The organism is Paenibacillus sp. GbtcB18 (assembly GCF_019091125.1).
Taxonomy (GTDB): domain Bacteria; phylum Bacillota; class Bacilli; order Paenibacillales; family NBRC-103111; genus Paenibacillus_F; species Paenibacillus_F chitinolyticus.
Map to the genome: position 1 here is coordinate 183,540 of NZ_JAGXJX010000008.1, position 26,285 is coordinate 209,824.

Annotated in this window: 24 protein-coding genes and 1 pseudogene; 17 read left to right on the top strand and 8 right to left on the bottom strand. The window is 46.0% G+C overall.

Annotation, left to right across the window (positions count from 1 at the left end; genetic code table 11):
• Nucleotide 1: 1 nt before the first annotated feature.
• Both KVT34_RS22195 and KVT34_RS22200 read left to right on the top strand, forming a co-directional pair.
• Nucleotides 2-850, top strand: a complete 849-nt coding sequence (locus tag KVT34_RS22195; RefSeq protein WP_217561178.1) for an HAD family hydrolase — start codon at nucleotides 2-4, stop codon at nucleotides 848-850.
• A complete protein-coding gene (locus tag KVT34_RS22200) occupies nucleotides 828-1,862 on the top strand; it encodes an ATP-grasp domain-containing protein (RefSeq protein ID WP_217561180.1) in 1,035 nt (344 codons plus the stop codon). The genes KVT34_RS22195 and KVT34_RS22200 overlap by 23 nt, the downstream gene beginning before the upstream one ends.
• Before the next feature lie 257 nt (nucleotides 1,863-2,119).
• Here KVT34_RS22200 and KVT34_RS31975 read toward each other — a convergent pair whose 3' ends face one another.
• A complete protein-coding gene (locus KVT34_RS31975) occupies nucleotides 2,120-2,803 on the bottom strand; it encodes a vWA domain-containing protein (protein ID WP_254635073.1) in 684 nt (227 codons plus the stop codon).
• A 63-nt stretch (nucleotides 2,804-2,866) separates the two neighbouring features.
• A pseudogene (locus KVT34_RS31980) lies at nucleotides 2,867-3,382 on the bottom strand (TerD family protein); the annotation flags it as partial.
• Between the two features lie 375 nt (nucleotides 3,383-3,757).
• Here KVT34_RS31980 and KVT34_RS22210 point away from each other — a divergent pair.
• Complete coding sequence (locus tag KVT34_RS22210) at nucleotides 3,758-5,077, top strand: S-layer homology domain-containing protein (protein WP_217561184.1); 1,320 nt, start codon at nucleotides 3,758-3,760, stop codon at nucleotides 5,075-5,077.
• 268 nt (nucleotides 5,078-5,345) lie between these two features.
• Here KVT34_RS22210 and KVT34_RS22215 read toward each other — a convergent pair whose 3' ends face one another.
• Together KVT34_RS22215 and KVT34_RS22220 are read right to left on the bottom strand one after the other, a co-directional pair.
• Entirely contained in the window at nucleotides 5,346-6,581 is a 1,236-nt protein-coding gene (locus tag KVT34_RS22215) for a LamG domain-containing protein (protein ID WP_217561186.1), read from the bottom strand.
• Nucleotides 6,582-6,668: 87 nt separating this feature from the next.
• Nucleotides 6,669-7,250, bottom strand: a complete 582-nt coding sequence (locus tag KVT34_RS22220; RefSeq protein WP_217561188.1) for a LamG domain-containing protein — start codon at nucleotides 7,248-7,250, stop codon at nucleotides 6,669-6,671.
• Between the two features lie 613 nt (nucleotides 7,251-7,863).
• On the opposite strand from KVT34_RS22220, the gene KVT34_RS22225 reads away from it, so the two are divergent.
• From KVT34_RS22225 to KVT34_RS22250, 6 genes are all read left to right on the top strand, one after another.
• Complete coding sequence (locus KVT34_RS22225; RefSeq protein ID WP_217561190.1) at nucleotides 7,864-8,640, top strand: hypothetical protein; 777 nt, start codon at nucleotides 7,864-7,866, stop codon at nucleotides 8,638-8,640.
• Nucleotides 8,630-13,099: an RHS repeat-associated core domain-containing protein gene (locus KVT34_RS22230; RefSeq protein ID WP_217561192.1), complete on the top strand. Its 4,470-nt coding sequence runs from the start codon at nucleotides 8,630-8,632 to the stop codon at nucleotides 13,097-13,099. The genes KVT34_RS22225 and KVT34_RS22230 overlap by 11 nt, the downstream gene beginning before the upstream one ends.
• Before the next feature lie 21 nt (nucleotides 13,100-13,120).
• Nucleotides 13,121-13,411 carry a hypothetical protein gene (locus KVT34_RS22235; RefSeq protein WP_217561194.1) on the top strand — a complete coding sequence of 97 codons (291 nt, stop codon included), beginning with the start codon at nucleotides 13,121-13,123 and terminating at the stop codon, nucleotides 13,409-13,411.
• 407 nt (nucleotides 13,412-13,818) lie between these two features.
• Nucleotides 13,819-14,094, top strand: a complete 276-nt coding sequence (locus KVT34_RS22240; RefSeq protein ID WP_217561196.1) for a hypothetical protein — start codon at nucleotides 13,819-13,821, stop codon at nucleotides 14,092-14,094.
• A gap of 999 nt (nucleotides 14,095-15,093) precedes the next feature.
• Nucleotides 15,094-15,585 (top strand): HEAT repeat domain-containing protein, encoded by a 492-nt coding sequence (locus tag KVT34_RS22245; RefSeq protein ID WP_217561198.1) that lies wholly within the window; start codon nucleotides 15,094-15,096, stop codon nucleotides 15,583-15,585.
• Nucleotides 15,586-15,765: 180 nt separating this feature from the next.
• Nucleotides 15,766-16,626: a DUF5643 domain-containing protein gene (locus KVT34_RS22250; protein ID WP_217561200.1), complete on the top strand. Its 861-nt coding sequence runs from the start codon at nucleotides 15,766-15,768 to the stop codon at nucleotides 16,624-16,626.
• A 245-nt stretch (nucleotides 16,627-16,871) separates the two neighbouring features.
• Here the strand turns inward: KVT34_RS22250 and KVT34_RS22255 are convergent, their stop codons facing one another.
• Nucleotides 16,872-17,276 (bottom strand): hypothetical protein, encoded by a 405-nt coding sequence (locus KVT34_RS22255; RefSeq protein WP_217561201.1) that lies wholly within the window; start codon nucleotides 17,274-17,276, stop codon nucleotides 16,872-16,874.
• A gap of 202 nt (nucleotides 17,277-17,478) precedes the next feature.
• Here KVT34_RS22255 and KVT34_RS22260 point away from each other — a divergent pair, with 202 nt between their 5' ends.
• From KVT34_RS22260 to thrC, 8 genes are all read left to right on the top strand, one after another.
• Nucleotides 17,479-18,252, top strand: coding sequence for a hypothetical protein (locus KVT34_RS22260; protein ID WP_217561204.1), 774 nt, complete (start codon nucleotides 17,479-17,481; stop codon nucleotides 18,250-18,252).
• 4 nt (nucleotides 18,253-18,256) lie between these two features.
• Nucleotides 18,257-18,622 (top strand): GntR family transcriptional regulator, encoded by a 366-nt coding sequence (locus tag KVT34_RS22265; protein WP_009671720.1) that lies wholly within the window; start codon nucleotides 18,257-18,259, stop codon nucleotides 18,620-18,622.
• Nucleotides 18,623-18,649: 27 nt separating this feature from the next.
• Entirely contained in the window at nucleotides 18,650-19,369 is a 720-nt protein-coding gene (locus KVT34_RS22270) for an ABC transporter ATP-binding protein (protein ID WP_254635061.1), read from the top strand.
• Nucleotides 19,370-19,440: 71 nt separating this feature from the next.
• Nucleotides 19,441-20,115, top strand: a complete 675-nt coding sequence (locus KVT34_RS22275; protein ID WP_217561208.1) for a GntR family transcriptional regulator — start codon at nucleotides 19,441-19,443, stop codon at nucleotides 20,113-20,115.
• 6 nt (nucleotides 20,116-20,121) lie between these two features.
• Complete coding sequence (locus KVT34_RS22280) at nucleotides 20,122-21,099, top strand: DMT family transporter (protein WP_217561210.1); 978 nt, start codon at nucleotides 20,122-20,124, stop codon at nucleotides 21,097-21,099.
• A gap of 319 nt (nucleotides 21,100-21,418) precedes the next feature.
• Nucleotides 21,419-21,895, top strand: coding sequence for a GNAT family N-acetyltransferase (locus KVT34_RS22285; protein ID WP_217561212.1), 477 nt, complete (start codon nucleotides 21,419-21,421; stop codon nucleotides 21,893-21,895).
• A 1-nt stretch (nucleotide 21,896) separates the two neighbouring features.
• Nucleotides 21,897-22,532: a histidine phosphatase family protein gene (locus KVT34_RS22290; RefSeq protein ID WP_217561214.1), complete on the top strand. Its 636-nt coding sequence runs from the start codon at nucleotides 21,897-21,899 to the stop codon at nucleotides 22,530-22,532.
• 184 nt (nucleotides 22,533-22,716) lie between these two features.
• Nucleotides 22,717-23,970: a threonine synthase gene (thrC, locus tag KVT34_RS22295; RefSeq protein ID WP_217561216.1), complete on the top strand. Its 1,254-nt coding sequence runs from the start codon at nucleotides 22,717-22,719 to the stop codon at nucleotides 23,968-23,970.
• Between the two features lie 128 nt (nucleotides 23,971-24,098).
• On the opposite strand, the gene KVT34_RS22300 is transcribed toward thrC, so the two are convergent.
• The 3 genes from KVT34_RS22300 to KVT34_RS22310 form a co-directional block, all read right to left on the bottom strand.
• Nucleotides 24,099-24,422 carry a potassium channel family protein gene (locus KVT34_RS22300; protein ID WP_217561218.1) on the bottom strand — a complete coding sequence of 108 codons (324 nt, stop codon included), beginning with the start codon at nucleotides 24,420-24,422 and terminating at the stop codon, nucleotides 24,099-24,101.
• Between the two features lie 162 nt (nucleotides 24,423-24,584).
• Nucleotides 24,585-25,205: a GTP pyrophosphokinase gene (locus KVT34_RS22305; protein WP_217561463.1), complete on the bottom strand. Its 621-nt coding sequence runs from the start codon at nucleotides 25,203-25,205 to the stop codon at nucleotides 24,585-24,587.
• Nucleotides 25,206-25,450: 245 nt separating this feature from the next.
• Nucleotides 25,451-26,068, bottom strand: a complete 618-nt coding sequence (locus tag KVT34_RS22310; RefSeq protein ID WP_217561219.1) for a nucleotidyltransferase domain-containing protein — start codon at nucleotides 26,066-26,068, stop codon at nucleotides 25,451-25,453.
• Nucleotides 26,069-26,285 lie beyond the last annotated feature (217 nt).

Genomic DNA, 26,285 nt, shown 5'->3' on the forward strand with positions numbered 1-26,285 from the left:
AATGATTTTCGCAAGTGATTTAGATCGAACCCTAATTTACTCTAAAACATCCATGGGTCAAGGAATTAATGATGAAGATCTTATTCCGGTCGAGCTTTACGAGGATGAATATATTTCATTTATGTCCAAACAAGCTTTATCTCTCTTGAATGATATTTCTCAACTTGCTACGTTCATTCCTGTCACGACTCGAACAATAGAGCAGTATCAAAGAGTTTTTCATATCGTAAACACATATACGCCTAAATATGCCATTACAAGTAATGGGGCGAATATTCTTTTTGATGGTGTTCCTGATGTTGAGTGGTCGGCAATAGTTCAGACTGCTTTAAAAACCTCTGCAACCCATAATGAGGTAAAGGCTTTGTTCGATGAGATGTCGTCTCCTGAATGGGCGCTGAGAGGGAGATTATGTGATGGTATATTTTATGTCATTATCATCGAACGTGATAAGCTACCTGCCTCTATCATCGAAAATTTAAGAAATAAACTGTCCATTCTCGGTTGGACCCTCTCCATCCAAGGACGTAAATTGTATATGATCCCATCGGGAATAAGCAAAGGCGCTGCGCTGCTTCATTTGAAGACAAGAATAGGGGCTTCTTATATAGCAGCGTCAGGTGATTCATTATTAGATGAAAGTATGCTGCTAGCTGCTGATTTTATTTTTGCTCCGGGACATGGAGAACTGTTTGATACTTACAGGTTTTCGAGCGTATATAGGTTTACTGAAAGTGCTGGAATAAAAGCTTCTGAAGAACTTCTTGAAGGAATTAAAGAAGCGATTAGCATGGTGTCTGGAACGAAAGCGGAAAAAAGGAGACATTATGAAAAAACGAATATGGTTTAATCGTACATTTTCTGCAGCTAGTCATTATGTGGAAATGATTCGTAAAAACTCGGATCACCTAAAATTTGAAATTTATGCAACTCATCCTAAAAAACATTCCCCTATGCTGCAGGTTGCTGATTATGCTGAATTAGAGCCTATTCTGCCCCTAGATCAATATGTTCAATACTGTATTGAATTTTGTCGATATCATCAAATTGATATTTTTATTCCGCATTTTGGATTAACCGAAATTTCGTTGCATGCTGCAGAATTCGAAAAAATAGGCACGGGATTGCTGTTAAGCGGGGATTATAAGCTTCTAAATATCGTTGCCGATAAGGGACGATTGTTCGAGGCGCTAAAACCGGTTGAAAGCCTCACCCTGCCGGACTATTCCATCGTAAGTACCGTTACTGAATTTGAAGCTGCCTATCAGGTATTAAAGGATAAGGGTCACCGAGTTTGCTTTAAACCGGCACAAGGTGAAGGCGGAGCGGGCTTTCGTATAATCGAAGAGAGTCCTAAAAATATAAATAGTCTTTTCGAACCCGTAACTAATCGCATATCTCTTGAAGAGGTAATTCGGATCCTATCAAGTGTGGATCGCTTCGAAAGCCTGATGGTTATGGAATTGCTGGAGGGTCATGAGTACAGTGTGGATTGTTTGGGAAACAAAGACGGGCTTCTTGCAGCTGTTCCCAGAAAAAAGGTTGAGGGAAGAATTCGCGAGCTTGAGGAAAATACCGAGTTAATTCAGTTGTCCCATGCCATACACAAAGTACTGCCGCTTATGTACAATTTTAATATTCAGTTTATTTACCAAAATAACGTACCTAAACTTTTAGAGATTAACCCGCGCACCTCGGGGGGCTTGTATATCTCTTGTCTGAGTGGCATCAATTTTCCTTATTTGGCTTTAAAAAGTTTCCTTGGACACGAAGTGAGCTTACAGCAGCCTAAACTTGGTATTTTAGCGACTCATATTGAGAAAGAAATGATAATAAAGGAACATTCGTTATTTAGTGAATAAAAAATAGTAGAAAAGGACATCCTGCAAGCATATATATTCAACACCATTCATATATTTTCAAAAAAGTGATTGGGGTGTTTATAATGTTTGGAGGATTTATAATTACGGTTCTATTCGTTTATCTAATAATGAGTGCAGCAACGGAAAAAGCAGAGTCCATTGCAGAACTTAACGAAGTTGAGATTAATTGATTGTGCTATTTCAAGCTGCTAATCAGGGCCATGGAAGATAATTAATCTTCACATGACCCTTTTTAATTACCTGATTATCCTTTTTAGTTTCGCTTCTTTAATCCATGACGGAAATTCATTTAAAAGCCGGTCGTAGAGCGTCTCATCATTAACAACCCTAATATCATTTAAATGAATGAAATTGGCGTTGTCTACGACTCGCCCTTCCATTGTGTCCAAATTTTTTAATACTTTAAAATCTGAATAGCCTATTCCGACAAACTGCCAAAAAATCGGTTGGACAGAGGCGTTAGCAATAACTTTCTTAATAGACTTAACTACCCCGCCATCATTAATAAAGATAATAAACACGGGAAGGTCGGAATTTTCTTCATTTATATATTTGTGAATCACATCTTCCATAACGGGAGGCTCGTTATTCATGCCGAACTTATGAATGTTAGTATTATTAAGTATATGGTCTACCACGTACGTGTCAAAATTCTTTTCCGTAGCCTCTGGTAATCGGCTGAAATATTGATCATACACCCACACATCCAGGGAGGCGTTATCGTCGAAATGGCAAGCTATCGCTAATATGCGCTCCACAACTTCTTGCACAGTACCATTACCGTATAAGGGGAGCATAGAGCCTGAAATATCTATTACAATACCTACCCTAGCCTTAACATGAACCATTTCTTTCTTTATCAAGGCATTTTTTACTGTTTTTTTGCGCAAATCAATGGTTGAAAGAATCGGCTCCTCCATGGATTCTGAAGATGCAGCTGTCTCTGGTTCCTCGTTGATAACCTCAAGTCCAAAGTTTGTACATAATGCTTCAAGTCCACCATAAAACCCGCTACCAATCGCATAAAATTTCCATTCGCTTCCGTACCTGTATAACTCACCTGCCACTATGGCCGTTTCGTTAGATAAATCAGATCCGTAGTTAAATCGGAGCAATTCTTCCCCGCTCTCCGAATTGATTAATCGAAGATATAGATCGGTTACATGTTTGAAAAAATGGCCTTGTTTTTCTCCTTCATGAATGGTTACAGTAAAGGCGATTTTGGCAGTCGTTTCATGCAGTTCGGACAAATTAATATGAATAGATTCTTCACCCTTACAACTTGTTGCAGAATGCTCCACGGCTCCGTTCACAGCTGTGGGATTACCGTAAAATATAAAATCCTCATCCCTCTCACAATAGTTCCGAGCAGATAATATAAAAGCTGCAGCATCAATACTCATGTTGGAACTAGCAGTCCAGCCGATCTTCATGGTTAATTTAACTAGGTTGTTTCTTCCGGTGGTAAGATTGACTTTTTGTCCTTTTTGCAATTGCATATTTTCAGTCACTCCCGTTTATTAAGTGGTTAAAGCTAGGACGCCGGTATGGTGAGCTTGTAGATTGCCAGTAAATAAGGTAATTCCCCTCGTGCCGGAAATTTTTTGTTACATTATAAAAAAGGACTATATACCCATTTTACCCTACATGTGGATTAGACACAAAGTCTCGCCCCTAAAAGCAGTACGTTGCGGCTGCTTTTTCTTATTCTTCCCCGGTGAAGAAGGGAAGCCAGTTATCCGGTAGGGAATCAGCTTTTTCATCCCCTGAAATTACATAGGTCTAAAGAATCATAATATAGGCACGAAATGAAGGAAAATTGTGGAAGGGGGTCGAATCATTAGGAGACAACAGATAGAGGGGAGTTACATTGAATGAAAACAAGTATAGGTTTACGCAAAAAAATGGCGGTCACGCTGCTCGCATGTACCGTGATGGCGCCCGCTCAATTATCTTGGGCCGCTTCGGCGTCCGCTGCAAGCGATATCTCGGGTCACTGGGCCGAGCAGCAGACAAAGCAGTGGGTAGACAAAGGATACATACAGGGCTACGCAGACGGCACGTTGAAGCCGGACAAGGCGGTAACCCGCGCGGAGTTCGTTTCGCTGGTTAACCGCTCGTTCAAGCTGGAAGCGCAGGGCACGGCTTCCTTCAAAGACGTCGCGGCATCCGACTGGATGTACGGCGAAGTCGCCAAAGCAGTCCAGGCCAAATATATCGAAGGGTACCCGGACGGCAGCTTCCGTCCCAATGCTTCGATTTCCAGGCAGGAAGCGGCCGTGATCGTCGCCCGGCTGCTGAATAAGACAGGAGCTCAAAGCGAAACAGCGGAGGCTTTCCGCGATCAGTCCGCTATCGCGTCGTGGGGAAGCTCGGCCGTTGCGGCCGTAGTCAGCTCCGGTGTGATGAGCGGCTATGGGGACCATTCCTTCAAGCCCGAAGCGCCGATCACCCGCGCCGAAACGATTGTCACGCTGCAGCGGGCAACCGGTGAAACGGCAGCTCCGACGGAGACCACGGGACCAGGCCCGGAGGAGACGGCTCAGCTAGCGGAGGGCACCATTGCCATCACCGGCCCGGATTCCGTGAAACTAACGGACGAGTCGGCCCAAAGCATCTCTTTTGAAGCGGCCGTTAAAAATAAGAACGGCGAAGCCGTCAAAGACGCTAGGGTCGTCTGGAGCCTGGAATTCGCAAACGATCACCAGAGATGGAACGATGATAATGATCCTCCGTACGGCATTACAATCGACCCGGCTACGGGCAAGCTTAATGTAGGCTGGTATTCTTGGATCGAGGATTTCAAGGTCGTCGCCAAACTGGCATCCGACCAATCCGTCGTAGGTTCCAAAACCGTTCACGCCAGCCAGGGAAACATTAAAAATGTTCTAGCTTCTAACGGTAAGGTTCAATTCATTTTCTTCGAAGAGCCGGAGGTGCTGGACGACGGCTACGGCGGGAAGTTCAGAGCGGACATTGATTCGATCTCCATCGGTCGGGAGGATTTGCAGGATCCGTCCCAATACAAAGAACTTGAAATTACCAAAACAGACTATGACCCGGCGACCAAAACAGCGACCTTCCATTTCAATCCGATTGCCGCAGCGGCCGAAAAACAGGACATATATCTATCCATCGGCTATATCGAAAGCACGTATATTTCAGGTGCGCACTTTGTGATACCGGCAAAATAGAACATTAAGCAAAAGAGCTGTACTGAATTCATCGCAGATGATTTTGGTACGGCTCTTTTTGTGTAGAAGACTGAGGCCGAAATATTAATTTTAACGCAACAAAAACGAAAGCATTAAAACGAGGACAAGCAAGACACAGCGTTTGTACAGGATTTGCGGCCTTAAAAGGAAAAGGCATTACCATGAACATGTCCCGTAAAGGAATGCCCGGTGATAATGCCTCCATTGAATCGTTTCATTCCACACTAAAGTTTAGAATTAGCTATACTTATTTCTCTTTAAGAAGGTACTCGGAATCCTCAAGTTTCCATTGTCCAACTAAATCGGGAGCTTTTGCACTATTTAAGTACATATATGTTTTGATTTGATCTTCAGATAACTCTTTTTTCCAGATTCTTAAATTTGTGATCCCCCCTTTGAACAAATAATTTTTCTTGCCTGCTTCCAAGTACCCGCCCAGATATACATTTGTACTTGCTCTTCCCTCTCGGGTAAAAGGTCCCTTAAGTGTTTGCAGGGGTTGGGGGAGCCCATTAATATATAATTTAACGTTATCTTTATCAGGAATACCATTATAGAAAACGGCGGCCACATGAACCCATTTATTTTTTAGATTATCTGAAGGAATACCTAAAACATCCGCATTAAAAGTGTTAAAACCGAAGTATCCGTCAGCAAGATATAGATCATAGCCCGAATCCCATGCAAATGGCATAACCGTATTCGTTCCATCCCAGAACATCCAGAATTCTACCGTATTTTTTTCTCCTTGACCTGTATTTATATGGACGTTCGAAAGCTCAGAATACATATCTCCTTTGAAAATTTTGGGGTTAAGCGGATTGTCGCGAAGTCCCCATTCACCAACTAACCCGCTTTCATTTCCGTTTAACCGTTTGAATATATTACTTTGGATTTGTAGCACATCTAGCTTCTTATTCCAAATTCGAAAGTTGGCAAGTTTGCCTTTGAAGTTATATAAGGTTTGATCATTCTCTTTATAACCGCCAATGTAAACTTTATCGCCTGCGCTCGCTCTAGATTTGCCTGCACCAAGGTAATTTTGGATATTTTGTTTAGTGCCGTCTATATATAGTTCAAAACTGTCTTTGGTGACATCCCCGTTCTTGAATATCGCTGAGACATGAACCCATCTATTTTTAAGAGACAGGGAAGGTATGCCCAGCAAGTCGCCGTTAAATGTATTAAAGCCGAAGTGTCCATCCGCGAGATAAAGATCATACCTTGTATTCCAAGCAAAGGGCATAACGGTGTTAGTGCCATCCCAGAACATCCAAAATTCGACTGTATTATAACCGCCTTCTTGTTTATTTATATCTAAATTGGACAGCTCAATAAACTCAGTTCCATTGAAGGATTTGGGATTAATAAAAGTTTTTTCATAAAACCATTCTCCGATCAAATTATCTTCTGTACCTTTTAAATTTTTGTACATATTCGTAACGATTTGTTTATTCTCTTGTTTGTTGTTCCAAATTCTCAAGTTAGCTATCTTACCTTTAAACCGATAGTCCGTTCCAGCCTCATTTTTATACCCGCCAATATAAGCGCGGTTGCTGACACCTGTCCCCTATGTTGCGTTGCCTAATGCCTTTTGTAAGGTTTGCTTTACCCCGTTGATATATAGCTCAAGATTTCCAGAATCAGGGTCCCCATTATAAAACACCGCGGCAACGTGTACCCATTTATTTTTTAAAGTAGTCGAAGGAATTCCGAAAATATCCCCATTAAAATGATTAAACCCGAAATATCCATCTGCAAAATACAGATCAAACTTTGAACTCCAGGCAAATGGCATTACAACTTCATTGCCCTCCCAGAACATCCAGAATTCAACCGTCGTTTTGCTGCCAAAAGAAGTATCGACATTAAGATTAGGGATTTCATAAACATCCATGCCGTTAAGGTCGACAGAAGAATCAGGTTCCATATTTGCAGGCTCTTTGCCTAATAAATTTCCGTTTCGATCATACTTGTATTTTATAAATTCATTGGAAGGGAGATGGGTATAGTCTAACTGACCGCCGCTTCCATATAGTTGTTTAGTTCCTGTCATAACAGTAGGAGCGGCTTGAATTTTCCCGGCGAATGCCAGCAGTAATGACAAACAAATCATCCATACTAGACTATGAAGTCCTGTTTTTCTATTCATATAAAATTCCTCCTATGAAGCATATAACAAACACAATAAATATTTTCATAATAAAATACAATATTTTTTTGAATAAAAAATAATATTTTTATCAAAAGGAAAATTAAAGATATACATGATATATAATCCTGTATTAAAGTGAGTCTGTGTAGGAAATTTTTAGATGGAGTAAATTGCTGTGAAAATTTTCGTAGTACCCATTTGGTGATATATGGAGATTTTTTCTGATTTAAATTTATCTGTATTTGCGGTTCCTATCCATACAGTGAAAGTGGTCAACTGGAGTATGGAACTAGCAATGACTGGACCAAGATAAGTAAGGATGTGATCGTGCCTACCGGAACCAAGGATATATTTATTAGTACTATGCTGTACGGAGCATCGGGAACGTTTAAGTTTATTTATCATGATGGGACTGCTGCCTTCAATAGGTATGGCTGAGACCCATCAATATAATCATTCCGGTCAATTAACGTAAATAGAAACCATGAAAGACGAATATTCGTGTCCGATTGAAATCACTTATGACAAAAACGGCAATATGAGTGGTTTTTATTGGAAAAAATATGATGTACAATGTACGACTAAATACAAGGAATGGTGAAAAGACGGCATGAAGAAGAAAATTAATTATTTGGTTTTATTTTGCTTAATGGTTCAAATGCTCGCTCCCTTATATGTAATTCGTGCGAATGAGCAATCCGCAAGCAATCCGCAGCAAATATCCCAGTTATTAACGGTAGAAAGCCTGAGTAAAACTTACGCAGTACCGGAAACGGACCTATTGTCCGAACTAAACAAAGGATACTCACTGTTGGAGATTCAATCCGCCTTGCAAACAAGGCATGACCCTTCCCAACCGCTTGGAGAAGTGTTAAATCAAATGAATCCAACGATTGAAGAGCAGTTGAAAAAAGAAGATTATTCGGCGGAGCGGTTTGAAGAGAAGGAACCTCAGCCGGGTCCGACCGCACCTACAGTTTCCGAGCAAACTTATGGAACCTATGTGGAGTCGTCCGGAGATTCGATTATACCCGACCCCTCATTGCTTTATCCACGCGGGGTTACGGGTGCTACTTACGGGAGAACGTCGCTTCTATCAACCTCCGACTACCCCACCAGCTATGACGAGTTAGCCATCAAAAGGTTGAATGTGAATGCGGATCGTGCTCCATATGCGGCCTCCCTTAACGAAGATGTATCGGCTCTTAACGGTTCCTTGCAAATACAATCTACCGATATGACTCTCCCGGGGAGAAACGGACTATCGTTTGCCTTAACACGTAAATATAACAGCTTGGATGCCATTTACTACGACAAAAACTATGCCTTCGGACAAACCCTATACACAGCGTTATTATCCAGGTCTTACAGTAAGATTGTATTATAAATATCCTCATGTACCAGTTGGCCCTAAAGAAGGTAATGCCTCTGATTTTGGTCCACCATGGAAGTACGAATCATTGATACAGTATGGGGGCCAATATACAAACTGGCCCTACCCTCACAAAGAAGTAATGTATGAATTTAATAATGAAGTATATGATCATCTTAAAAGCACATGGAAATACACCGATCCGGATGATCCTCGAAGTTTGCCGCTCATCCAAAAGGAGGATATTCGGCTAAACGGTATAGATTTTGTTGCCAAGGCCTATACAAATGGAAATGTAGTGGCGGATCCTTCGGTTGATGTCGTTTTCGAAAAGCGTATTGTTTATGCGAATAAAATCAAAAAAATTGAAAACGAATATCGCTTTCCAATCGGAAAGGGCTGGAGTTGGGATATTCCTTATATAGACTTTAAAGAAGATGGAAAAAGCTATATTCACCTCCTGGGCGGAGGAGCCTATGAACTAGATAAATTATCTTTAAAAGGATATCCTTGGAAAGGCCTTGCTTTAACCAATGATTATTCAGTAAAAGTAAATAATTTATCTTCGGCTTACGTATTAAAATCGTTAGATGGAAAAAAACAATACTTTTCGTCCAATGGGCAGCTATTGCAAATCTCCGATGTTTACCAAAATACGATTCAATTTGAGTACCAGAATATTTCTCCTTATGGACAAGTTTTAACCAAAGTAAGAGATGCTATTGGAAACGAAATTGCCATTACTTATACCGAAAAAGATGTGGTTTTAACATCCGGCAACCGCACGGTAAAGTATGACAAAATTAAAGATCCTCAAGGAAATAAAGAGCTTTTGTCACAAGTAACGGACGAAATGGGACGCAAGACGCAGTATGTCTATAATGTTTCGGCTGCTCCTTTTGATATCGTGGGTGCAAAAAATATGAAGGACAATTACGTAGCTTTGCTTAAACAGGTTTATCATCCAACGAAAGCACGTACGGATTATACGTATGAAACGTTCAACCGAAGCTTAGGATACTTTGGTCAGGAAACTGTCCATCGGGTGAAAGCCAGGGAAGATGTCGTGACTTTTGCAGACGGTGCCGAGAGCGGGTCTAATCGTATAGATTATGCCTACTCAGGTGACGGCGGATCGGTCCAAGAAAGAAATACGTCATTTGCTACCACAATCAACAATGGCAGAACTCAGACCACGTACAACTATGACAAGATTTATGTGGATGATAAAACACCTGAAGTTTTTTATAATACGCAAATTAAGCAAGACGACGGTACTCGACAAACGATTCAAACCATGGAATATAACCGGACAAACCGTTGGCCGTCTCCAACGAAAACCACCACGAAAACGGTGCAGGGTTCTTCCAGCTCGACTGAACAAGTCGTTCAGCGTACGTATGATGAGTACGGAAATGTATTAACGGAAACGGACCCGGCAAATACTGTGACGACTTACCAGTATGATGCTTCCACCCATTTGGTCAGCAGCATCACGAGTCCTGTCCGAAGCGGGTTGAATAGTTACACCGAATTGGAACGGTATCCGACAACCAATGGAATTAAAGTCGTTCGCGTCAAAGAGAACAATGCGGCAGGCGCTCTGAAGGCACAGACAAGCTACACTTATGATGCTTACGGAAACCCCGTGCAAATTTCAGTGAAAGACGATACAAAAGACACGGTTGTGAACCAAGTTTTTGGGTCGCAATATCAGGGAGCATTTCTAACCGAACAGTCTGTAGAAGTTACCGACGCCGCCAACCAAAATTCGGTCGTCACAAACCGATTCGAGTACAATTCATCTACCGGCCTGATGACGAAAGTTACGGACGGCAAAGGGTTTGATACCCGCTATGAGTACGATAAACTTGGCCGAGCGACTAAAGTAACCCAGCCTGATTCCAGCTTCAGTACGTACACTTATAACGACGAAGCGAATGAAATTACGACGGTAGATCCTACGGGAGTCACTGCTTTTGCTAAGTGGAATCCATTGGGTTGGAAAATTAAAACGGGGATTGTCGGCAAACCGGCACAAGAATTTGGCTATGATTCATACGGCCGTCAGGTCTGGAGTCAGGATGGAGCGGGTAATCGCACTTCCTACGAGTACGACAAAAGAGATCGTCTAAGTGCCACTACGTACCCGGGAGCAGAACAGGCTAAATCGACAATCGAATACGATGACGTAAACCGCACAGTGACAAGTAAAGACGAGGAAGGCAATAAAGTTAAAGAGAGTTCTGATTTGCTTGGGCGGCCTGTTAAGAGAGAAGTTTACAGCACAGCGGGAACTCTTACGCAGTCCGTTCAATATGAATATGACGCGGCAGGTAACGTAACCAACGTAACGGATGGCACTAGTACCCTTGGAGACGTGCAGACCACTCAATACAGTTATGACGTCATGAAAAGGCTGACGGCTGTAACCGATCCGGAAGCGAATACGACTCGCTACAGTTATAGTCTGTCCAATAAATTAACTCAGATTGAGTACCCGGATCACAATAAAACACAGAAAACGTATGACCAAATGGGAAGATTGATTGGGCACACGGATCCTCTTGGCCAAACGGCAACCAACTTCTATGATGCCAATAGCAATTTAGTTAAAGCAGTGGATCGCAAAGGGAACGCTCAAACCTTCACGTATAACTCTTTAAATCTTCAGACAAATAGTGTTACGGCTGATGAAACTATAACCCATCAGTATGATACAGCCGGTCGCAGGTTGTCCATGCAGGATCGCACCGGAACAACGAATTATCTTTATGATCCATCGACTGGGTGGCTTAACCAGATTCAGTACCCGGATAAACGTACCCTACAATATGCATATGATGCTCAGGGCAATCGTACGCAAATGACTGATCCTTTCGGCGTTGTAACGAATTATCAGTATGATGCCAGAAACCGGTTAAAAGCAGTCGGGCAGGATCCTGCTAATTGGGATGCTGCGTATCAGTACAAGAAGAATAATTTGCCCGCCGTTACTCAAGGTAAGAATGGACTCGTTTCAGCGTATAATTATGAGGTTTCCAACCTGACTTCTTTGACACAAAGCTTATCTGGCACGACAGTCAATTCTTTCGGTTACGGTTATGATTTGCATGGAAATCAGAAAAATAAAACCGAGAATGGACAGGTTAACGCCTACACGTATGATGGTTTAAATCGGATTGCCACCGCCTCAGAGTTTAATGAGAGTTACAGCTATGATAGCCGCGGAAATCGGCTCACTCTCCAAAGCGATAAGCCCATTATACCTGCGGATACAAGTTATAAATACGATGACCGTAACCAACTGTCAGAGGTCAAAGTCGGTGAAGGATCTAGCGTCAGTTATAAATATAATGGGGACGGGCTTCTGACCGAACGTACTGAGAATGGAGTCACGCTTCGTTATTACTATGATGGCGATCAAATGATAGCGGAAGGTATTGTCACGAATGGGACCGTTGCTCATAAAGCCAGTTATATACGCGGGAATGGCCTTGTTGCACGCGTAGATGCGAGTGGGACAAAAGCATATTATGTACACAATGGTCATGGAGATGTCATTGAATTACGGGATGCTGCTGGTGCTGTAATCAATAAATATACGTATGACCTCTGGGGAAATCCGACTGTTTTGCAGGCCGGTGTAGATAATCCTTTCATGTACAGTGGGGAATACTGGGATGATAGTACGAAGTTACAGTATCTTCGCGCCCGCTGGTACGATCCGAGCATGGGACGGTTTATTAACGAGGATACGTATGAGGGGCAGTTGGATAATCCGCTGAGCTTGAATTTGTATACGTATGTGAGTAATAATCCGCTTACGCATGTTGATCCGAGTGGACATATGCCTAAAGCAACCTTAAATACAATTTTGCTTGATTATCTGGCAGGTGAATATGAAGATAATTCTGAACTTGTTCAAGCTGTTATTAATGAAAATGGAGATGGTGTACCGATTTTCACAGCATTCCACGAAATTACACAAATTTTAGCTGCTGCACAAATCCATCGAAGGTCTGGAGAGATAACAGAATTAGAACATCGACTTACAGAAAACGCCAATGTATTTGGTCAAGATTTAGGTTACGCAATAAGATATTATTGGGTTGATATTGTTTCAGGAAACTCGATGTGGGAAGTTAAACCAAAACAATGGAACAAAACAATTGGTAAGTTATCCCCTGTATGGGACGGATTTAATGAAAATGCGGAAAGACAGCTTCAAAAGTATGAAGAGTTGAGTGAGCTTGAGAGAGGTGGTTTTATAAACGATATAAACGTTAAAATATTTAATGATATGTGGATGAATATTGAATCAATAGATAACGGAAAAATTTTGTATTCCTTTTATAACTTCACTACCGGCAAACCTATTACGACCACAGGCGCAATGAATTATATTGATAATTATTATTTTGATGATGGTGGAACTAAGAAAAAAAGTGGTGGAAGCAAGAAGAAAAAATGACAATAAAAGTGGAGTGAAGAAATGGAGAATACTCAATTTAAACATAAGGCTCTAGAAGTGGTATATTTAATAGAAAATGGGATTAACTCATTGAATCTGTTTTCACATGAGACCAAGAAGATTATTAATGCTTTTGCTGAGTTAGAGTTATCTAGTGAACTCGGGGAATTAAGGCGTTATATTTTATCTGTGTACACTCGTTACCAAGGAAAAGTTGATTTTCGCAATAAGGAAAATCCCAAAAATCAAGAAATAAAACAAAAATTCCTAGAGCAATTAGCTGATATAAAATCAAAGTTGAGAGAGATTTAATCCACTGTATGGTTTATGGCCTTTTTAATCAAAGGGAGGGTACATGAATATTAAGTTGTTGTTGAGAAGTATTCCTTTATTTATTTACAGTATAGTTTTATTTAGTATATTTTTTTACCTTCTTTTAGACGATTTCTTCACCTATAACATTTATAATTTATTTAATCCAAATATGACCCCAGATGTGGATACATTTTTTAAGATTGATATTTATAACAAAATAATTTCGGTTTTATGTGCACTATTATATTCAACATTCGCTTGCATTAACATGATAAAAACTAAGAAATACAAGTGGTATCTTTTAATTCATAATATAACATTAGGTTGTACTATTATATTTGTTCTCCTAAAATTATAATGTTCTCTTAATATTGCTCTATTGTTGTAACTGAAGAATAAAGGGTATGGATTTAAAAACTTATTTATCACCTTACCGTCATGATTTGCTTATATTTTCATTTTATCTTTTTAGGATATGGAGGGGTGAATTGTGGATCAATATGAATAAAAATGAGTTCAAAAATACTGCATTAGAAATTGTTGAACTTCTTGAGTTAAGCATTGAGCACGTAGGGTTTCCTTACTCTAAGAGAGAATTTATAAATGCTTTTTATGACAGTAAGTTTGATGATGAGGGAGAACGATTAAAAACACGCATTATTGATTTTGAATATACCTAGGCAAGACTAATTTTAAAAATAAAAATGACCCTAACAACGCAGTTCTTTTTGAAAGATTAATTTCGGAACTAAAAGAAATCAAGGAAGAACTAGAGAAATACCCAGATAAATAAAAGATGTTGTAGAGAAATGATTCTCTAACTTATATGCCACAATACGACGAACCCTCGTGTTGTGGTTTTTCTTTTCTCCACTGTCGCGGCGACTTCTCAACAGACCCCGCCCAGTGCGGAGTGAATCCTTTGATCGGATACCAATAAACTTAACCCTCATCTTCCCTGTATCAATTTTTCTTCAAAAAGGTGTACGCACAGCTTTATGCTTGAATTTTATATCCTACTTGCAATGCCGACCTCTCATTCAACTGCATTAAAATCCCTCTCACGAATATTGACCCTACAGGGCACTGGTGCACCTCTTCGGATGGAAAATGGAGTCATTCAGGTGGATGTGATGATGGAAAGAATAAAGGTGAAAGATTTAGTGGAGTAGGGTGTTCTCCAGATTACGAACATATAGGTGAAAGAGAGCGCAGAAATGGTAAGTTTTTTGGTGCACCATTTGAGAAAAATGATTTATCAAATAAAGATAAATATATACTTTGGATCCAAGGGGATAATGGAGTTTATAGCAATTCTAGTAATGAGACACAAGCTCAGTTAAAAAAGTGGCTCTTCCAAGGATATTTAGAGGATCAGTATAAAGAAGGGTTTCCTGATTTTAGGGACGGGATTTTGTTTGGAAGAAGTGTTCAATCAGGAGCTAGTGGTCTTAGCTCAGGAGTTGCTAAAAAAGGTTAGGAGTTCAGAGGCGGTAGTAAAAGTACAAGGGATAAATGGTACGGTTATAATGATAAAAACTTTCAAAATTGGTGCATAGAGTAGGTAAAAAAGAATTTGGGAAAAGGGATATAGATAACACACATGATGCTAAAGAAGCTTATGATTACTGGGTATCGATAGGTAAACCTAAAGTTAAATAGAAAAGGAGATGTAATGGGTGGAAATAATTCAATCATTACAAGAAGCACTTTGCAGAAATAACATAGAGGAGGCAGATTTGATTGTTGAAAAAATAGGCGACCTCAAAATACTTGAAGCTGTACCTATGTTAATAACCATCTTATTGGATACCGATAGTAATCAGTTAAGAAACACGATTGCGATAGCGCTATCTGATATCGGATGTGATGATGCCGTAGCACCTATAGTCAGCTTACTTAAAAGTCCCAAAACGATAAATTCCAGAGGAACATTGCTTTATGCTTTAGAAAGTTTTAATTGTTCCGCTTACGGAGAATTATTAACGGATTTGTTAATCGAAGGAAATTATGAGGTCACAATGCAAGCATTATCTCTTTTAAAAATAAATGCTCGAAATATGTCGGAAGAAATGAAACGCAACTGCAGAAACAAATTGCAGGCAAGCCTAAAAAAGCCGAATGAATACTACGAGGAATTGAATGAGGCACTCGAAATTTTCGATAATTGACTAAGCTATACCTTAATTCTTTAAGTCGGTATTTTCTAATCTCTCGTGTCTATTTCATTCCAAATCTTTGAACCAGCCCCTCCCTTTTCACGCCTATAGATATGTAGGACGCAGCACAGCAGCGCAAACCTGGAAGCCGTGCAATCATCCCGTCCTGCTACAGAAAAGGAGGAAGAAATCATGAAAAAAGCTACACTTGCCGTATTAAGCGCCGCGATCGTATTCGGAGGGACTCTGACAGCAGGAGGGCCGTATGCGGCCGCTCACCAAGCAAAAGCACAGCCTGCGGTAACAGCCGCAGCTCAAGACACAAATGCGGCATCCGCGTTCCAATTGACTCCTTCCTTGAAGAAACACTGGGGCGGAGTCGAGTTTACACTGGAGCATCTCAACGCTTCCGAAGCCGGCACGGAGTTTATGATTTCGCAAAAGTTACCGGCTAATCCCGCGGATCTGGACCCGGAAATCGACCGTACACTTATGGACATGGACTACCTGGTGATAGACAGCAACGGATGGATTTATGAGAGGCAGAGCGGGAGCGGAGGAATGTTCGAATTCCCGGACGGTTCTTGGGGCATGAGGCATGAGGAAGCGGTGGAGACTTTGAAAGGAAAGCCGCAGGAGCTGACGATTAAGCCTTATATCGGCGGGTATTATGATGATACAACGACGATGTTTTCGGACAAAGCGGATGTGAAAATACCACTGAAGGGAACGTACCCGCTCCAAGTGGACCAAGGGAAAATCGGCAGCATTTCCGTCACGGGTGTGGATTTCAGCGAGGACAAAACCGTTGTGCGAGTAGCGGCCGCAGGCGAAACGGCACCGATGCAAACGACTGGCATCTGGCTGGTGGAGAACGGCAAGAGACTGGATGAGTCGGGCAAGAAGCTGAAAAGCGTCGAGGACGGCATCTACGAGTACGAGCTGGAATTCCCTGCGGTCGGCAAGAACGCTTCGCTGGAGCTGCTGACCAAACGGATGACGCCGGTCACTTTCCTGGACAACCTAGAAATGAACGTCCAGCTTCCGCGCTAAGCGGTGTGGGGGTGGCAGCCCGAAAATGAACTGTTATGTGACGCCGAGCACCGCGTGTTGGGAGCTTTGTGCGGTCCATTAATGAACCATCGTCGGCGTCTCTCAATTCCTTCGCTAACGAAGTGAAATTCGTCCTGCCTCGGCGGGGCCTCCCATTTGATTCAGAACGTGTATAGTTTACACGGTTAAAACTCATACCTGGCGAAGGCCAGCCCCCAAAAGCAGCCCGTTGCGGCTGCTTTTTGTTATTTCTTTTGACCGGGGAATCGGGCTGCCAGAGCTATATCGACAAGGAAAAACAAAGCGGCCGCCACCAGACTGGCAGGGAAAAGAATCAGCCCGAACACTCCGTGCATCATCCCCGAAACGGCAAGCCGCAGCTTACTGTAAGGCAGGATGCAAAAGCCGATAAAGTCGCTCAGCAGAGACGTAAAGGTGCCGTATACATAAATAACGGGAGCGGAATAGAGGAGGTAAATCAAACCGACCGACATAACCTGGGAAAAGGCCCCTGGGGCGGCTCCCGCGAGCGGGTGATAAAAGAAAGGCTCATGCCGTGTGTACCAGGCGGCAAAGAAAGCGAACAAAAGCGAAGAAACGGTTGCGCTCAGCAGTTTTCTTTTCACAAGTCTCGTCAGTTGGAGTGTCATTTCCGGGTAGTCTCCTTTCCGCTCAAAAAGTCCATCACTACGGTTTATCGTAGCGGATCGGGTATGCCGGTGTAAGTTCTAACTTTTATAGTCCTCAAACAGCAGCAGACAAAGAAAAAATGCGGCTTGACACCGCTTCATGTACCAGTGTACTATTTAATTAATACACTAACACAAAGAACTGACCGAGGAGGAATACACTTTGAACGCTTGGTGGAATTTATTCAAAAAAGAAATCGGCATCCGGACAGCCGTGACCGGCTCTCAGAAGACTTGGGCAGCTTTTTCCGTCGGTATGATCGCTCTGATGACGTTTATGGCTTACCGCTACCAGTCGGGGGTTGTTACTCCCTTGTGGCTGGGCATCATTTATCTGCATGTTTTTCTTCCGTCCGTTTACCTGCTGATCAGTTTCGGTAAAGAACGGGAGCGGGCACCGCTCTGGTTCCAATTGCCGCAGCCGGGCTGGAAGCTGATCGGGGCGAAATATGCGGCCGCACTGACGGAAATGATCGGGGGTCTGCTCGTTTCGATCACGATGTTCCTGTGGATGTACAAGGTGGAAAAAACGGCGCTGGTCGAACGTCCGGGAGACGATCTCTTTTATTTATCGGGACACGTCAGTTATTTCAGGGGGCTGCTTCACGGCTCGGGGCTTAAAGAAGTCTTTATCTTTTTCTTCATCGCATTTTTCATTGCCGCCTTGGCGGTCCTGGTGTACTTCACGGCTTTGGCACTAAGCAACCGGGTCGGCCGGCTGCGCTGGCTGGCGGCGATTATTCTGATCGGCGCGGCCATGCTCGTGGAATATACGTTTGAAATGAGCCCGATGTATCAATTTTTGTTCAAGTGGGGCTACGCCTTTGATTGGGACGGCGACCCTTTTTATTCGGGGGAAATGATTTGGTCACTGGCTAATCTGGCCGTCATCGTGTATATACCGACCTGGCTTTTGGATCGCAAAGTGGAGGTGTAAGTTCATGCCTGAACAGTTTTCGGGCTCGCAGCCGATTTACCTGCAGTTGGTCCAGCGGGTATGCCGGCAAATCATCCGCAAGGAATTTCCGCCGGGAGGCAAGCTGCCCTCGGTCCGGGAACTTGCCGTACAGTTCGGGGTTAATCCCAATACGGTCCAGAGAGTGAATATGGAGCTGGAGAGAATGGGTATAGTCGAAAGCCGGAGGGGACAGGGCATGTTTGTTACGGAAGACGAGTCGCTGCTAACGCGGCTCCGGGATGAGCTGAAAGAAGGAGAATTAAAAAGGTTCGCGGAGGAAATGCGTGATTTAGGCTATTCCAACGAGCAGATTATAGAGAATGTACAGAAATTTCTCAAGCTGAATTAAGGGTCTTTCAGAGGAGAGGAAATGAAAATGGCAGAAACCGGGAACGGTACGGAACCTATCGTCGTGTTCGATGGGGTAAGCAAGAGCTTTATCGGCAAAAGGGTGCTGAAGGACGTCAGCTTCCACATACCGAGGGGACAGATTATCGGCATCATCGGCACGAACGGAAGCGGAAAATCGACCGTGCTGAAGCTGATGGCAGGTCTGCTGCAGCCTTCCAAAGGAAGGGTGGAGCTTGAAGGACAGCGGGTATCGCGGATCAGTTCGCGGCGGGTCGCGTTCCTGCCGGAGCAGGACGTATTCTATCCGACCCATACCGTGGATCGTACGCTGCGTTTTTACACCGCGATGTACCGAGACTTTGACATTGCGAAGGCGCTGGAGCTGACCGAATCTTTCGGGCTGGATTTGAAGGAAAAGGTGGCCCGGCTGTCCAAAGGCAACCGCGCGCGTCTGAAAATCGTACTCGTGCTCGCCAGACAGGTGCCGCTGATCGTGATGGACGAACCGCTGTCCGGCTTGGACCCGCTGGTGAGGGAATCGATCATCCGGACCGTGATTTCTTACGTGGATATGGAGGAACAGACGCTCGTCCTGTCCACCCACGAAGTCGACGAGATCGAGCCTCTGCTGGACCGCGTTATTCTGATCCGGGACGGTGAGGTCGTGCGGGACGAGGCGGTTGAACAGATTCAAAGCGAATACGGGATCGGACTTGTGAACTGGATGAAGCAGGCAGGCGGATAACGCCCGGCTGCTTTTTTCTGTTCCCGGTAAAGAGGTTGACAAACCAACCTATAAACCAATATATTGGTTTTATGAAAACGAAACCAACCATTCAACGCATTAAACGCCAATCGTTCCGCGACGAAATATACGAGGCGCTGCGGCAGGCGATCGTTTCGCTGGAGCTTGAGCCGGGCGCCAAGCTCAGCGACCAGGAGCTGGCCGAGCAATTCGGCGTAAGTCGCACGCCTGTCCGGGAGGCGCTCAAGCGCCTGGAGGACGAGGGACTCGTCGAAGCGGTTCCCGGCTCCGCGACACGTGTCACGCCGCTGAAGCCCGAGGAAGGCAGACACGCCTTCACCGTAGTGGCGGCGCTCCATGCCTTGGCCGCCCGTCTGGCCGTGCCTTATCTGGGCCCGGAGGAACATGAAGCGCTGGTGCAGTCCAACAAGGCGCTGGAGGAGGCTCTCGGCCGGAACGACGTTCCGGCGGCGATCGAGGCGGACAACGCTTTCCACGCCGTTTTTCTGCAGGCGGCAGGCAACCAGGAAATCTTGTCCGCGCTGAAAGGCATCCTGCCCAAAGTGCAGCGGCTGGAAATTTCCCGGTTCGCTTCCGCCCACGGGCTTCAATCCGTCGAGCAGCACCGCGAAATCACTGAAGCCTGCCGGAAGCGCGATGCGGCAACCGCTGCCCGTCTGGTCGAAGAGAACTGGCTCACCTTGGGGGAACGGCTGGCCGGGAGCAATCAAGCAGAGAAAGGCTGAACCTTCATGAAACCGATACTGCTGGGCATTTTATCCGCCTTTTTCTTTGCCATTACGTTCGTACTCAACCGTAAGATGGAGCTGGGAGGAGGGAGCTGGCTCTGGAGCGGCTCTTTGCGCTACCTGTTCATGGTCCCGTTCCTCCTCCTGATCGTCGCGGGACGCCGCAACCTGCGGCCGCTCTTCCGGGCGATGAGGCTGCACCCGTGGAAATGGCTCCTGTGGAGCACGGTCGGCTTCGGGCTGTTCTACGCGCCCATGTGCTTCGCCGCGGCCTATTCCCCCGGCTGGCTGACCGCCGGAACGTGGCAGCTCACCATCATCTCGGGCTCCCTGCTCGCCCCGCTCTTCTGGGAGACGATCGCGACTCCGGCGGGGCCCGTGAAAGTCCGAAGCCGGATTCCGCTGCGCGGACTCACGATGTCGCTCGTCATTCTGGCCGGCATCTTCCTGCTCCAGCTTGAGCAGGCCGGCTCGCTGACGGCGAAGGATCTGCTGCTCGGCGTCCTGCCGATCGTGGTCGCCTCCTTCGCTTATCCGCTCGGCAACCGCAAGATGATGGAGCTGTGCGGCGGCGGGCTGGACGTGTTCCAGCGCGTGCTGGGCATGACGCTGGCCAGCCTGCCGTTCTGGCTGCTCCTGGCGGGCTGGGCTTACGCAAGCGCCGGGCTGCCGAGCACGGAGCAGACTTTCCAGTCGCTCATCGTCGCGCTGTCATCCGGCGTCATCGCCACGATACTCTTCTTCCGGGCCACGGACATGGTGCGGGAAGACGTGTCCAAGCTGGCCGCCGTGGAAGCTACGCAGTCGGGCGAAGTGCTTTTTGCCCTGGCGGGCGAGGTGCTGCTGCTGTCCGCCGATCTTCCTTCGGCGCTGTCCTGGCTCGGCATCGGGATCATTGTGGCCGGAATGGTGCTTCACAGCCATGTGTCCCATCGGCGGCCCGCAGCGCGGCCCAAGGCAGAATTTTCTATGGAAAAGTAACTGCGAATTTCCGGTTATCCCCAGAAACCGCACTCCCAAACAGAGGTTTTTCTCTGCGAGGGAGGCGGTTTTTTTCGGTTATAGCACAGTTATCAACAAAGTTATCCCCATAATCTACACCTTTAAAAGCTTATTTGTGCATAGATCGGACTTTTATTATTAACATATCCACAATCGCGTTTATCCACAAGATTAATCTTTTTTAAAGGACCGGGAAAAGGACTTCCAAAAGGAAAAACCGAATGTATGTAAGAGACTCAATCGCTTATAGGCAAAAGCTTTCATGGAGAAGCGGCAGACAGATGGAAAGGAGCGCGAGATGGAGAACCTTACTTTACGACAGGTGGATGCCAAACATCCGGATCTATGGTTGTTGATCGAAAAACTGGACGAGGAGCTGCTCCAGCGGTATCCGGCCGAGGACATTTTCGGTCTGGACCGGGACGATCCCCGTCTGAATCAATCTGTTTTTGTGGTCGCCTATGACGGGGACCGGCCCATCGGCTGCGGGGGAATCCGTCCGCTGGATGCGGAAAGCACCGAGCTGAAACGTTTTTTTGTGGATAACGAGTATCGTAAAAGAGGAGTCGCCGGCCGAATGCTGGCTTTTCTGGAGGAACGGGCAAGGGAGCGGAACTTTATATCGGTTAAGCTGGAGACGGGTTCCGAACAGCCGGAATCTCTTTATTTCTATAAGAAGCATGGCTATGTGGAAATCGAAAATTATGGCGAATATATCGGCAGCGAAGCGAGTATCTGTTTTGAGAAACGTTTAGCGGCCAAGGGGAGGGAGTAACATGGCGGTAACGACTTTATATTTGACTCGGCACGGTCAGACCGAATGGAACGTGGCCAAGAAAATGCAGGGCCATCAGGATTCTCCGCTGACCTCTCTGGGAGTAACGCAAGCGGCCTGGCTGGGCGAAGCGCTGGCGGACGTGCCGCTGGACGGCATTTATTCCAGTTCAAGCCCTCGGGCCGTCCGGACAGCCGAGATTATACGCGGCATGCGGAAGCTGGACATTGCGGAGCGGGACAGCCTCAGAGAGATGAATCTCGGGGAATGGGAAGGGCAGAGCTTGACGGATATCGAGCAGCTCGAACCCGAACGGCATCATGCTTTCTGGAAAGCGCCCCATCAGTTCCGCGCGGGTGCGGGCGAATCTTATGAGGAAGTGAAGGAGCGAGCGGTCGGGGAAGTTTTGAGAATCACGGAGGAGAACCCGGGGAAAAGCATGCTGATCGTGACTCACACGGTTGCGCTCAAGCTGATCATGGCACACTTCGAAAGCCGCGATCTCCGCGACCTGTGGGAGCTCCCTTACATTCATCCGACTTGCCTGTGCAAGGTGGAGCTGACGGACGGCGTTCCGCGGATCGTTCTGCACGCCGATATCTCTCATTACAAAAATGAAATCGAAGGCGCGTTCTGAGCGGAAGTTATTGATTTTTTTCATAGAGTATGCAAAAATACCACAAAAGATCGCATTGGTTAATCATTCCGGTATAGATCTGACGTAGAGAGTACAGCTGGCCCGTGACGGTATGTCCGCCTCTTGGGAGGCGATAAATCTGATCTTGTGAGGAGGAAGATAGGCGTTAGTCTATCGAACCGCGATGAAATTTATATGCGTTGAGTGCAGCAAGGTGTTTGCCGAATTCCGCTATACCTGTACGTGTAACGGAATGCTTGATATTTCCCAGGACTTCTCCGGTCTGGACGCCGAAGAGCTGAAACAGCTTTTCCAGAGCCGGCTTTCGGATAGGCTTTCCCCTTATGCGAGCGGGGTGTGGCGCTACAAGGAACTGATTTTTCCGGACGTGGAAGATTCCGCGATTGTGACCAAATACGAAGGAAACACGGGGCTGTACCGGAGCGATGCGGTTGCCTCTTATGCGGGGACGAGACGCGTCTGGCTTAAGGCGCAGAGCGAGAATCCGAGCGGCTCTTTCAAGGACAACGGCATGACCGTTGCGGTTACGCACGGCCGTTCGCTCGGTTACGACCGGTTTACCTGCACCTCTACGGGCAACACGTCTTCTTCTCTTGCTATGTACGCCTCTCTGGCGGGCCGCAAATCGTACGTGTTCGTACCGAACAAAAATATTTCCCTGAACAAAGTGCTGCAGACATTAGCTTACGGAGCTAATATTTTCTCCATTGAAGGAACTTATGACCACGGAATCAAGTTTCTGGAGGAAAACAGCGAGAAACTGGGTTTATATATTTGCAACTCGATCAACCCGTTCCGGATCGAAGGCCAGAAAAGCATCGTGTACGAGCTGGCTCAAGTGATGAGCTGGAAGCTGCCGGACTGGATCTTCGTACCCGGCGGCGCGCTCAGCAACGTGTCCGCCCTCGGCAAAGGGCTTTCCGATCTCTATGCGCTCGGTCTGATCGACAAGCTGCCGCGCGTGGCACTCGTGCAGGCGGAGGGAGCGAGTCCTTTCTACAAGATGGTCGCAGAGGGCAAAACGGCGCTGGAAGCGGAGCCGAATCCGTACACGAGAGCCTCGGCTCTCAACATCGGTGATCCGCCGAGCTGGCGCAAAGCGCAGCGCACCCTCCAGGAGACGAACGGCGTGGCCGTGTCCGTCACGGACGAGGAGATTCTGAACGCGAAGGCCGTAATCGACGCGTCCGGCATCGGCTGCGAGCCGGCTTCCGCGGCTACGGTAGCGGGTCTGCGCAAACTCGTATCCCAGCAGATTGTGGACAAGGACGAGACCGTGGCCTGCATTCTGACGGGGAATATGCTGAAAGACACCGATGCGCTCCGCGAGTATCACCTGGAGGACAACAAACCGTTCTCCAACAAGATCATTCCGTCCAGCCTGACTTACGACGATATCTTTGCCATGGTTAAATAAACGACAAGTTCTGCCCCGTTTTTCCCGGAAGGGAGGACGGGGTTTTGCTTGCGGCATACGGCAAAGAGCCCCTTTCTCGCGAAAGCGGCTCTTCCTAAACCGGATTCCTTCTTCCGAAGGAGTTCGGTTTATTTTTTGCTCGTCATGATGCCGTAGGCGACCCGCAGGATCAGCCCCAGGAAGAGTCCGGTACCGGCTATGATGTAAATAATCGTGAAAATCTTGCCTAGCTCGGTCTGGGGAACAAAATCCGGATGTCCGACCGTGCTCAGCGTCGCCACGCAGAAATACAGCGAATCCAGGACGGAGAGTCCCTCCACCTGCGTGTAGAAAATCGTGCCGGACAGAAGAATCAGGAGAATCAGGACGAACAGCACCTGAAAATCTTTTTCTTTAAAAGCGTGCCAGAGGCCGCCGACGAGTCTTTTAAGGGTGAGTATGAACGATACCATGGTTCACTCCTGCTTCAGATGAAAGTACGGGGCTGCCGTTACGGGCGAAGTGTCGGGTGTTCGCGTTCTGTGTGCCGTGTTCCGAAAGCGGCGGCCGCCGCATGCAGGTCCCGGATCGCCCTAAGGCGCCCGATAAGTGAAACCGCAAAACGGGTCCGGCGGTCAGGCTTCCGGTTTGACGAGCGCTTTCTGGCTCTGCACCTCGTTGTTCAGCGCGAGCATCCGGGCGTCCAGCGAGGCAATCAGATCGGCGGTGTCCTTAAGCTCCTGACGAATCTCGGCCGGAACGCCTTCGTTGTATTTGTAGTAGATTTTGTGCTCCAGGCTTGCCCAGAAATCCATGGCCACCGTGCGGATCTGAATTTCCACGGGCACATGCTCGATCCGGTTGGTCAGAAAGACGGGAATCTGAATAATAAGATGAAGACTCTGATAGCCGTTCGGCTTAGGATGCTTGATGTAGTCCTTCGTCTGAACGACTTGCACATCGTTCTGGCTGCAGATCATGTCGTACATCCGGTAGATATCGGTCGAGAACGAGCAGATGATGCGGATTCCGGCAATGTCCCGGATATAGGAGCGGGTGTTGTCCATCGTGATCTCGAGATTTTTGCGTTTGAGCTTGGCCACGATACTCTCGGCGGATTTGATTCTTGTTTTCATATGCTCGATAGGGTTGTAGTCGTGAATAAACTGGAACTCCTCGTTCAGGATTTGCAGCTTCGTGCCGACTTCATCCAAGGCAAATTTGTAGGTGAGCAGAAAATGCGCCCAGCTTTTCATATTTTTTATGTCCAAAATCAAAATGAATCCTCCTAACCGGCCGGCCAGCCAGCCGGATTTTCGAAAGGTACGCTTTAAATTTTACAGGCTGCGGACCGGGAACACAAATTCCTCCCTATTTCGTCTTAAACGCAGCCGTTTCCGAATACTTATCCTTGCCCTGAAAAGAGGAAACATATCCCCGCTGTTACGCCGGACACCCGAAAAAAAGGGCGTTCTGCCGAACGCCCTTGTCAGGTTTTAGGTCAGCTCTCGACGATATGCCCGAAAAGTTCCGAAACATCCTGCTGACCGGCGAGCGGGGAGAGAGCTTTTCTGAAAAGCAGATAAGTGCCGGGTTCATGCTGTTCCAGCCATTTTAAAGACTTTTTGGGCCCCCAATACCAGCGGCCTTTGAGCTTAAAATAAATTTCCAGACTGTCCGTGAGCATCCAGTGATACCTGAAATCGCCCTCGGCGTCGCCTTTTCCTGCCCGTTTCAGCATTTTTTGAAGCCATGCCTTCTGAAAATCGGCCTCATCCGGACCTAATTTTTCCGGTCCTTTCGCGAATATGGATTGAATCTTCTCCAGAAAAGGAGCAGCCAGCCCGCGGCTGTCGGTCACAATTACACTATCATGAATATGCAGAAAACGGGCCGGATCGTCCATGGACGATGTGGGATGAATCCAGGCATCGAGCAGCAGGCCGTCTATCCGGGAGGTGTCGTTTCTTTTGAAATTAAAATCCGAGAAGATCATAAGATCCAGATCGCTTTCTTCCGTAAAATCCCCGTTCGCATAGGAACCGTAGAGAATAACCGAATGGCCTTCATACTTGTCCGACAAATAGTCCACTGCTTTTTTTATGTGTTCGTTATTCATTGATATCCCCCGCTATCTATAAGGTTGCGTTATTCGCTATCTGTTAATGAAGCGGGGAGAGGATCAAATCGGTGTTCTTCCGTATATCATGGACAATCCTCCTTCGGCAAATGAAAATGACGTTCAAACTGGAAGAAGTTTAAACGTCATTCAGGGTAGGTTCATTCGTTTTCGACATCTCATATCGTTCTCCGCCAGCCTTTAGACAGCTATTTTA

Excerpts from the sequence above, each read along its gene's own strand:
- KVT34_RS22275 (WP_217561208.1), top strand. The coding sequence starts at position 19,441 with ATGAAAACGAAACCAACCATTCAACGCATTAAACGCCAATCGTTCCGC.
- KVT34_RS22200 (WP_217561180.1), top strand. The coding sequence starts at position 828 with ATGAAAAAACGAATATGGTTTAATCGTACATTTTCTGCAGCTAGTCAT.
- KVT34_RS22250 (WP_217561200.1), top strand. The coding sequence starts at position 15,766 with ATGAAAAAAGCTACACTTGCCGTATTAAGCGCCGCGATCGTATTCGGA.
- KVT34_RS22235 (WP_217561194.1), top strand. The coding sequence starts at position 13,121 with ATGGAGAATACTCAATTTAAACATAAGGCTCTAGAAGTGGTATATTTA.
- KVT34_RS22195 (WP_217561178.1), top strand. The coding sequence starts at position 2 with ATGATTTTCGCAAGTGATTTAGATCGAACCCTAATTTACTCTAAAACA.
- KVT34_RS22255 (WP_217561201.1), bottom strand. The coding sequence starts at position 17,276 with ATGACACTCCAACTGACGAGACTTGTGAAAAGAAAACTGCTGAGCGCA.
- KVT34_RS22240 (WP_217561196.1), top strand. The coding sequence starts at position 13,819 with ATGGATTTAAAAACTTATTTATCACCTTACCGTCATGATTTGCTTATA.
- KVT34_RS22225 (WP_217561190.1), top strand. The coding sequence starts at position 7,864 with ATGAAGAAGAAAATTAATTATTTGGTTTTATTTTGCTTAATGGTTCAA.
- KVT34_RS22220 (WP_217561188.1), bottom strand. The coding sequence starts at position 7,250 with ATGAATAGAAAAACAGGACTTCATAGTCTAGTATGGATGATTTGTTTG.
- KVT34_RS22310 (WP_217561219.1), bottom strand. The coding sequence starts at position 26,068 with ATGAATAACGAACACATAAAAAAAGCAGTGGACTATTTGTCGGACAAG.
- KVT34_RS22280 (WP_217561210.1), top strand. The coding sequence starts at position 20,122 with ATGAAACCGATACTGCTGGGCATTTTATCCGCCTTTTTCTTTGCCATT.
- KVT34_RS22265 (WP_009671720.1), top strand. The coding sequence starts at position 18,257 with ATGCCTGAACAGTTTTCGGGCTCGCAGCCGATTTACCTGCAGTTGGTC.
- KVT34_RS22290 (WP_217561214.1), top strand. The coding sequence starts at position 21,897 with ATGGCGGTAACGACTTTATATTTGACTCGGCACGGTCAGACCGAATGG.
- KVT34_RS22300 (WP_217561218.1), bottom strand. The coding sequence starts at position 24,422 with ATGGTATCGTTCATACTCACCCTTAAAAGACTCGTCGGCGGCCTCTGG.
- KVT34_RS22210 (WP_217561184.1), top strand. The coding sequence starts at position 3,758 with ATGAAAACAAGTATAGGTTTACGCAAAAAAATGGCGGTCACGCTGCTC.
- KVT34_RS22305 (WP_217561463.1), bottom strand. The coding sequence starts at position 25,205 with ATGAAAAGCTGGGCGCATTTTCTGCTCACCTACAAATTTGCCTTGGAT.
- KVT34_RS31975 (WP_254635073.1), bottom strand. The coding sequence starts at position 2,803 with ATGGAGGAGCCGATTCTTTCAACCATTGATTTGCGCAAAAAAACAGTA.
- thrC (WP_217561216.1), top strand. The coding sequence starts at position 22,717 with ATGAAATTTATATGCGTTGAGTGCAGCAAGGTGTTTGCCGAATTCCGC.
- KVT34_RS22285 (WP_217561212.1), top strand. The coding sequence starts at position 21,419 with ATGGAGAACCTTACTTTACGACAGGTGGATGCCAAACATCCGGATCTA.
- KVT34_RS22270 (WP_254635061.1), top strand. The coding sequence starts at position 18,650 with ATGGCAGAAACCGGGAACGGTACGGAACCTATCGTCGTGTTCGATGGG.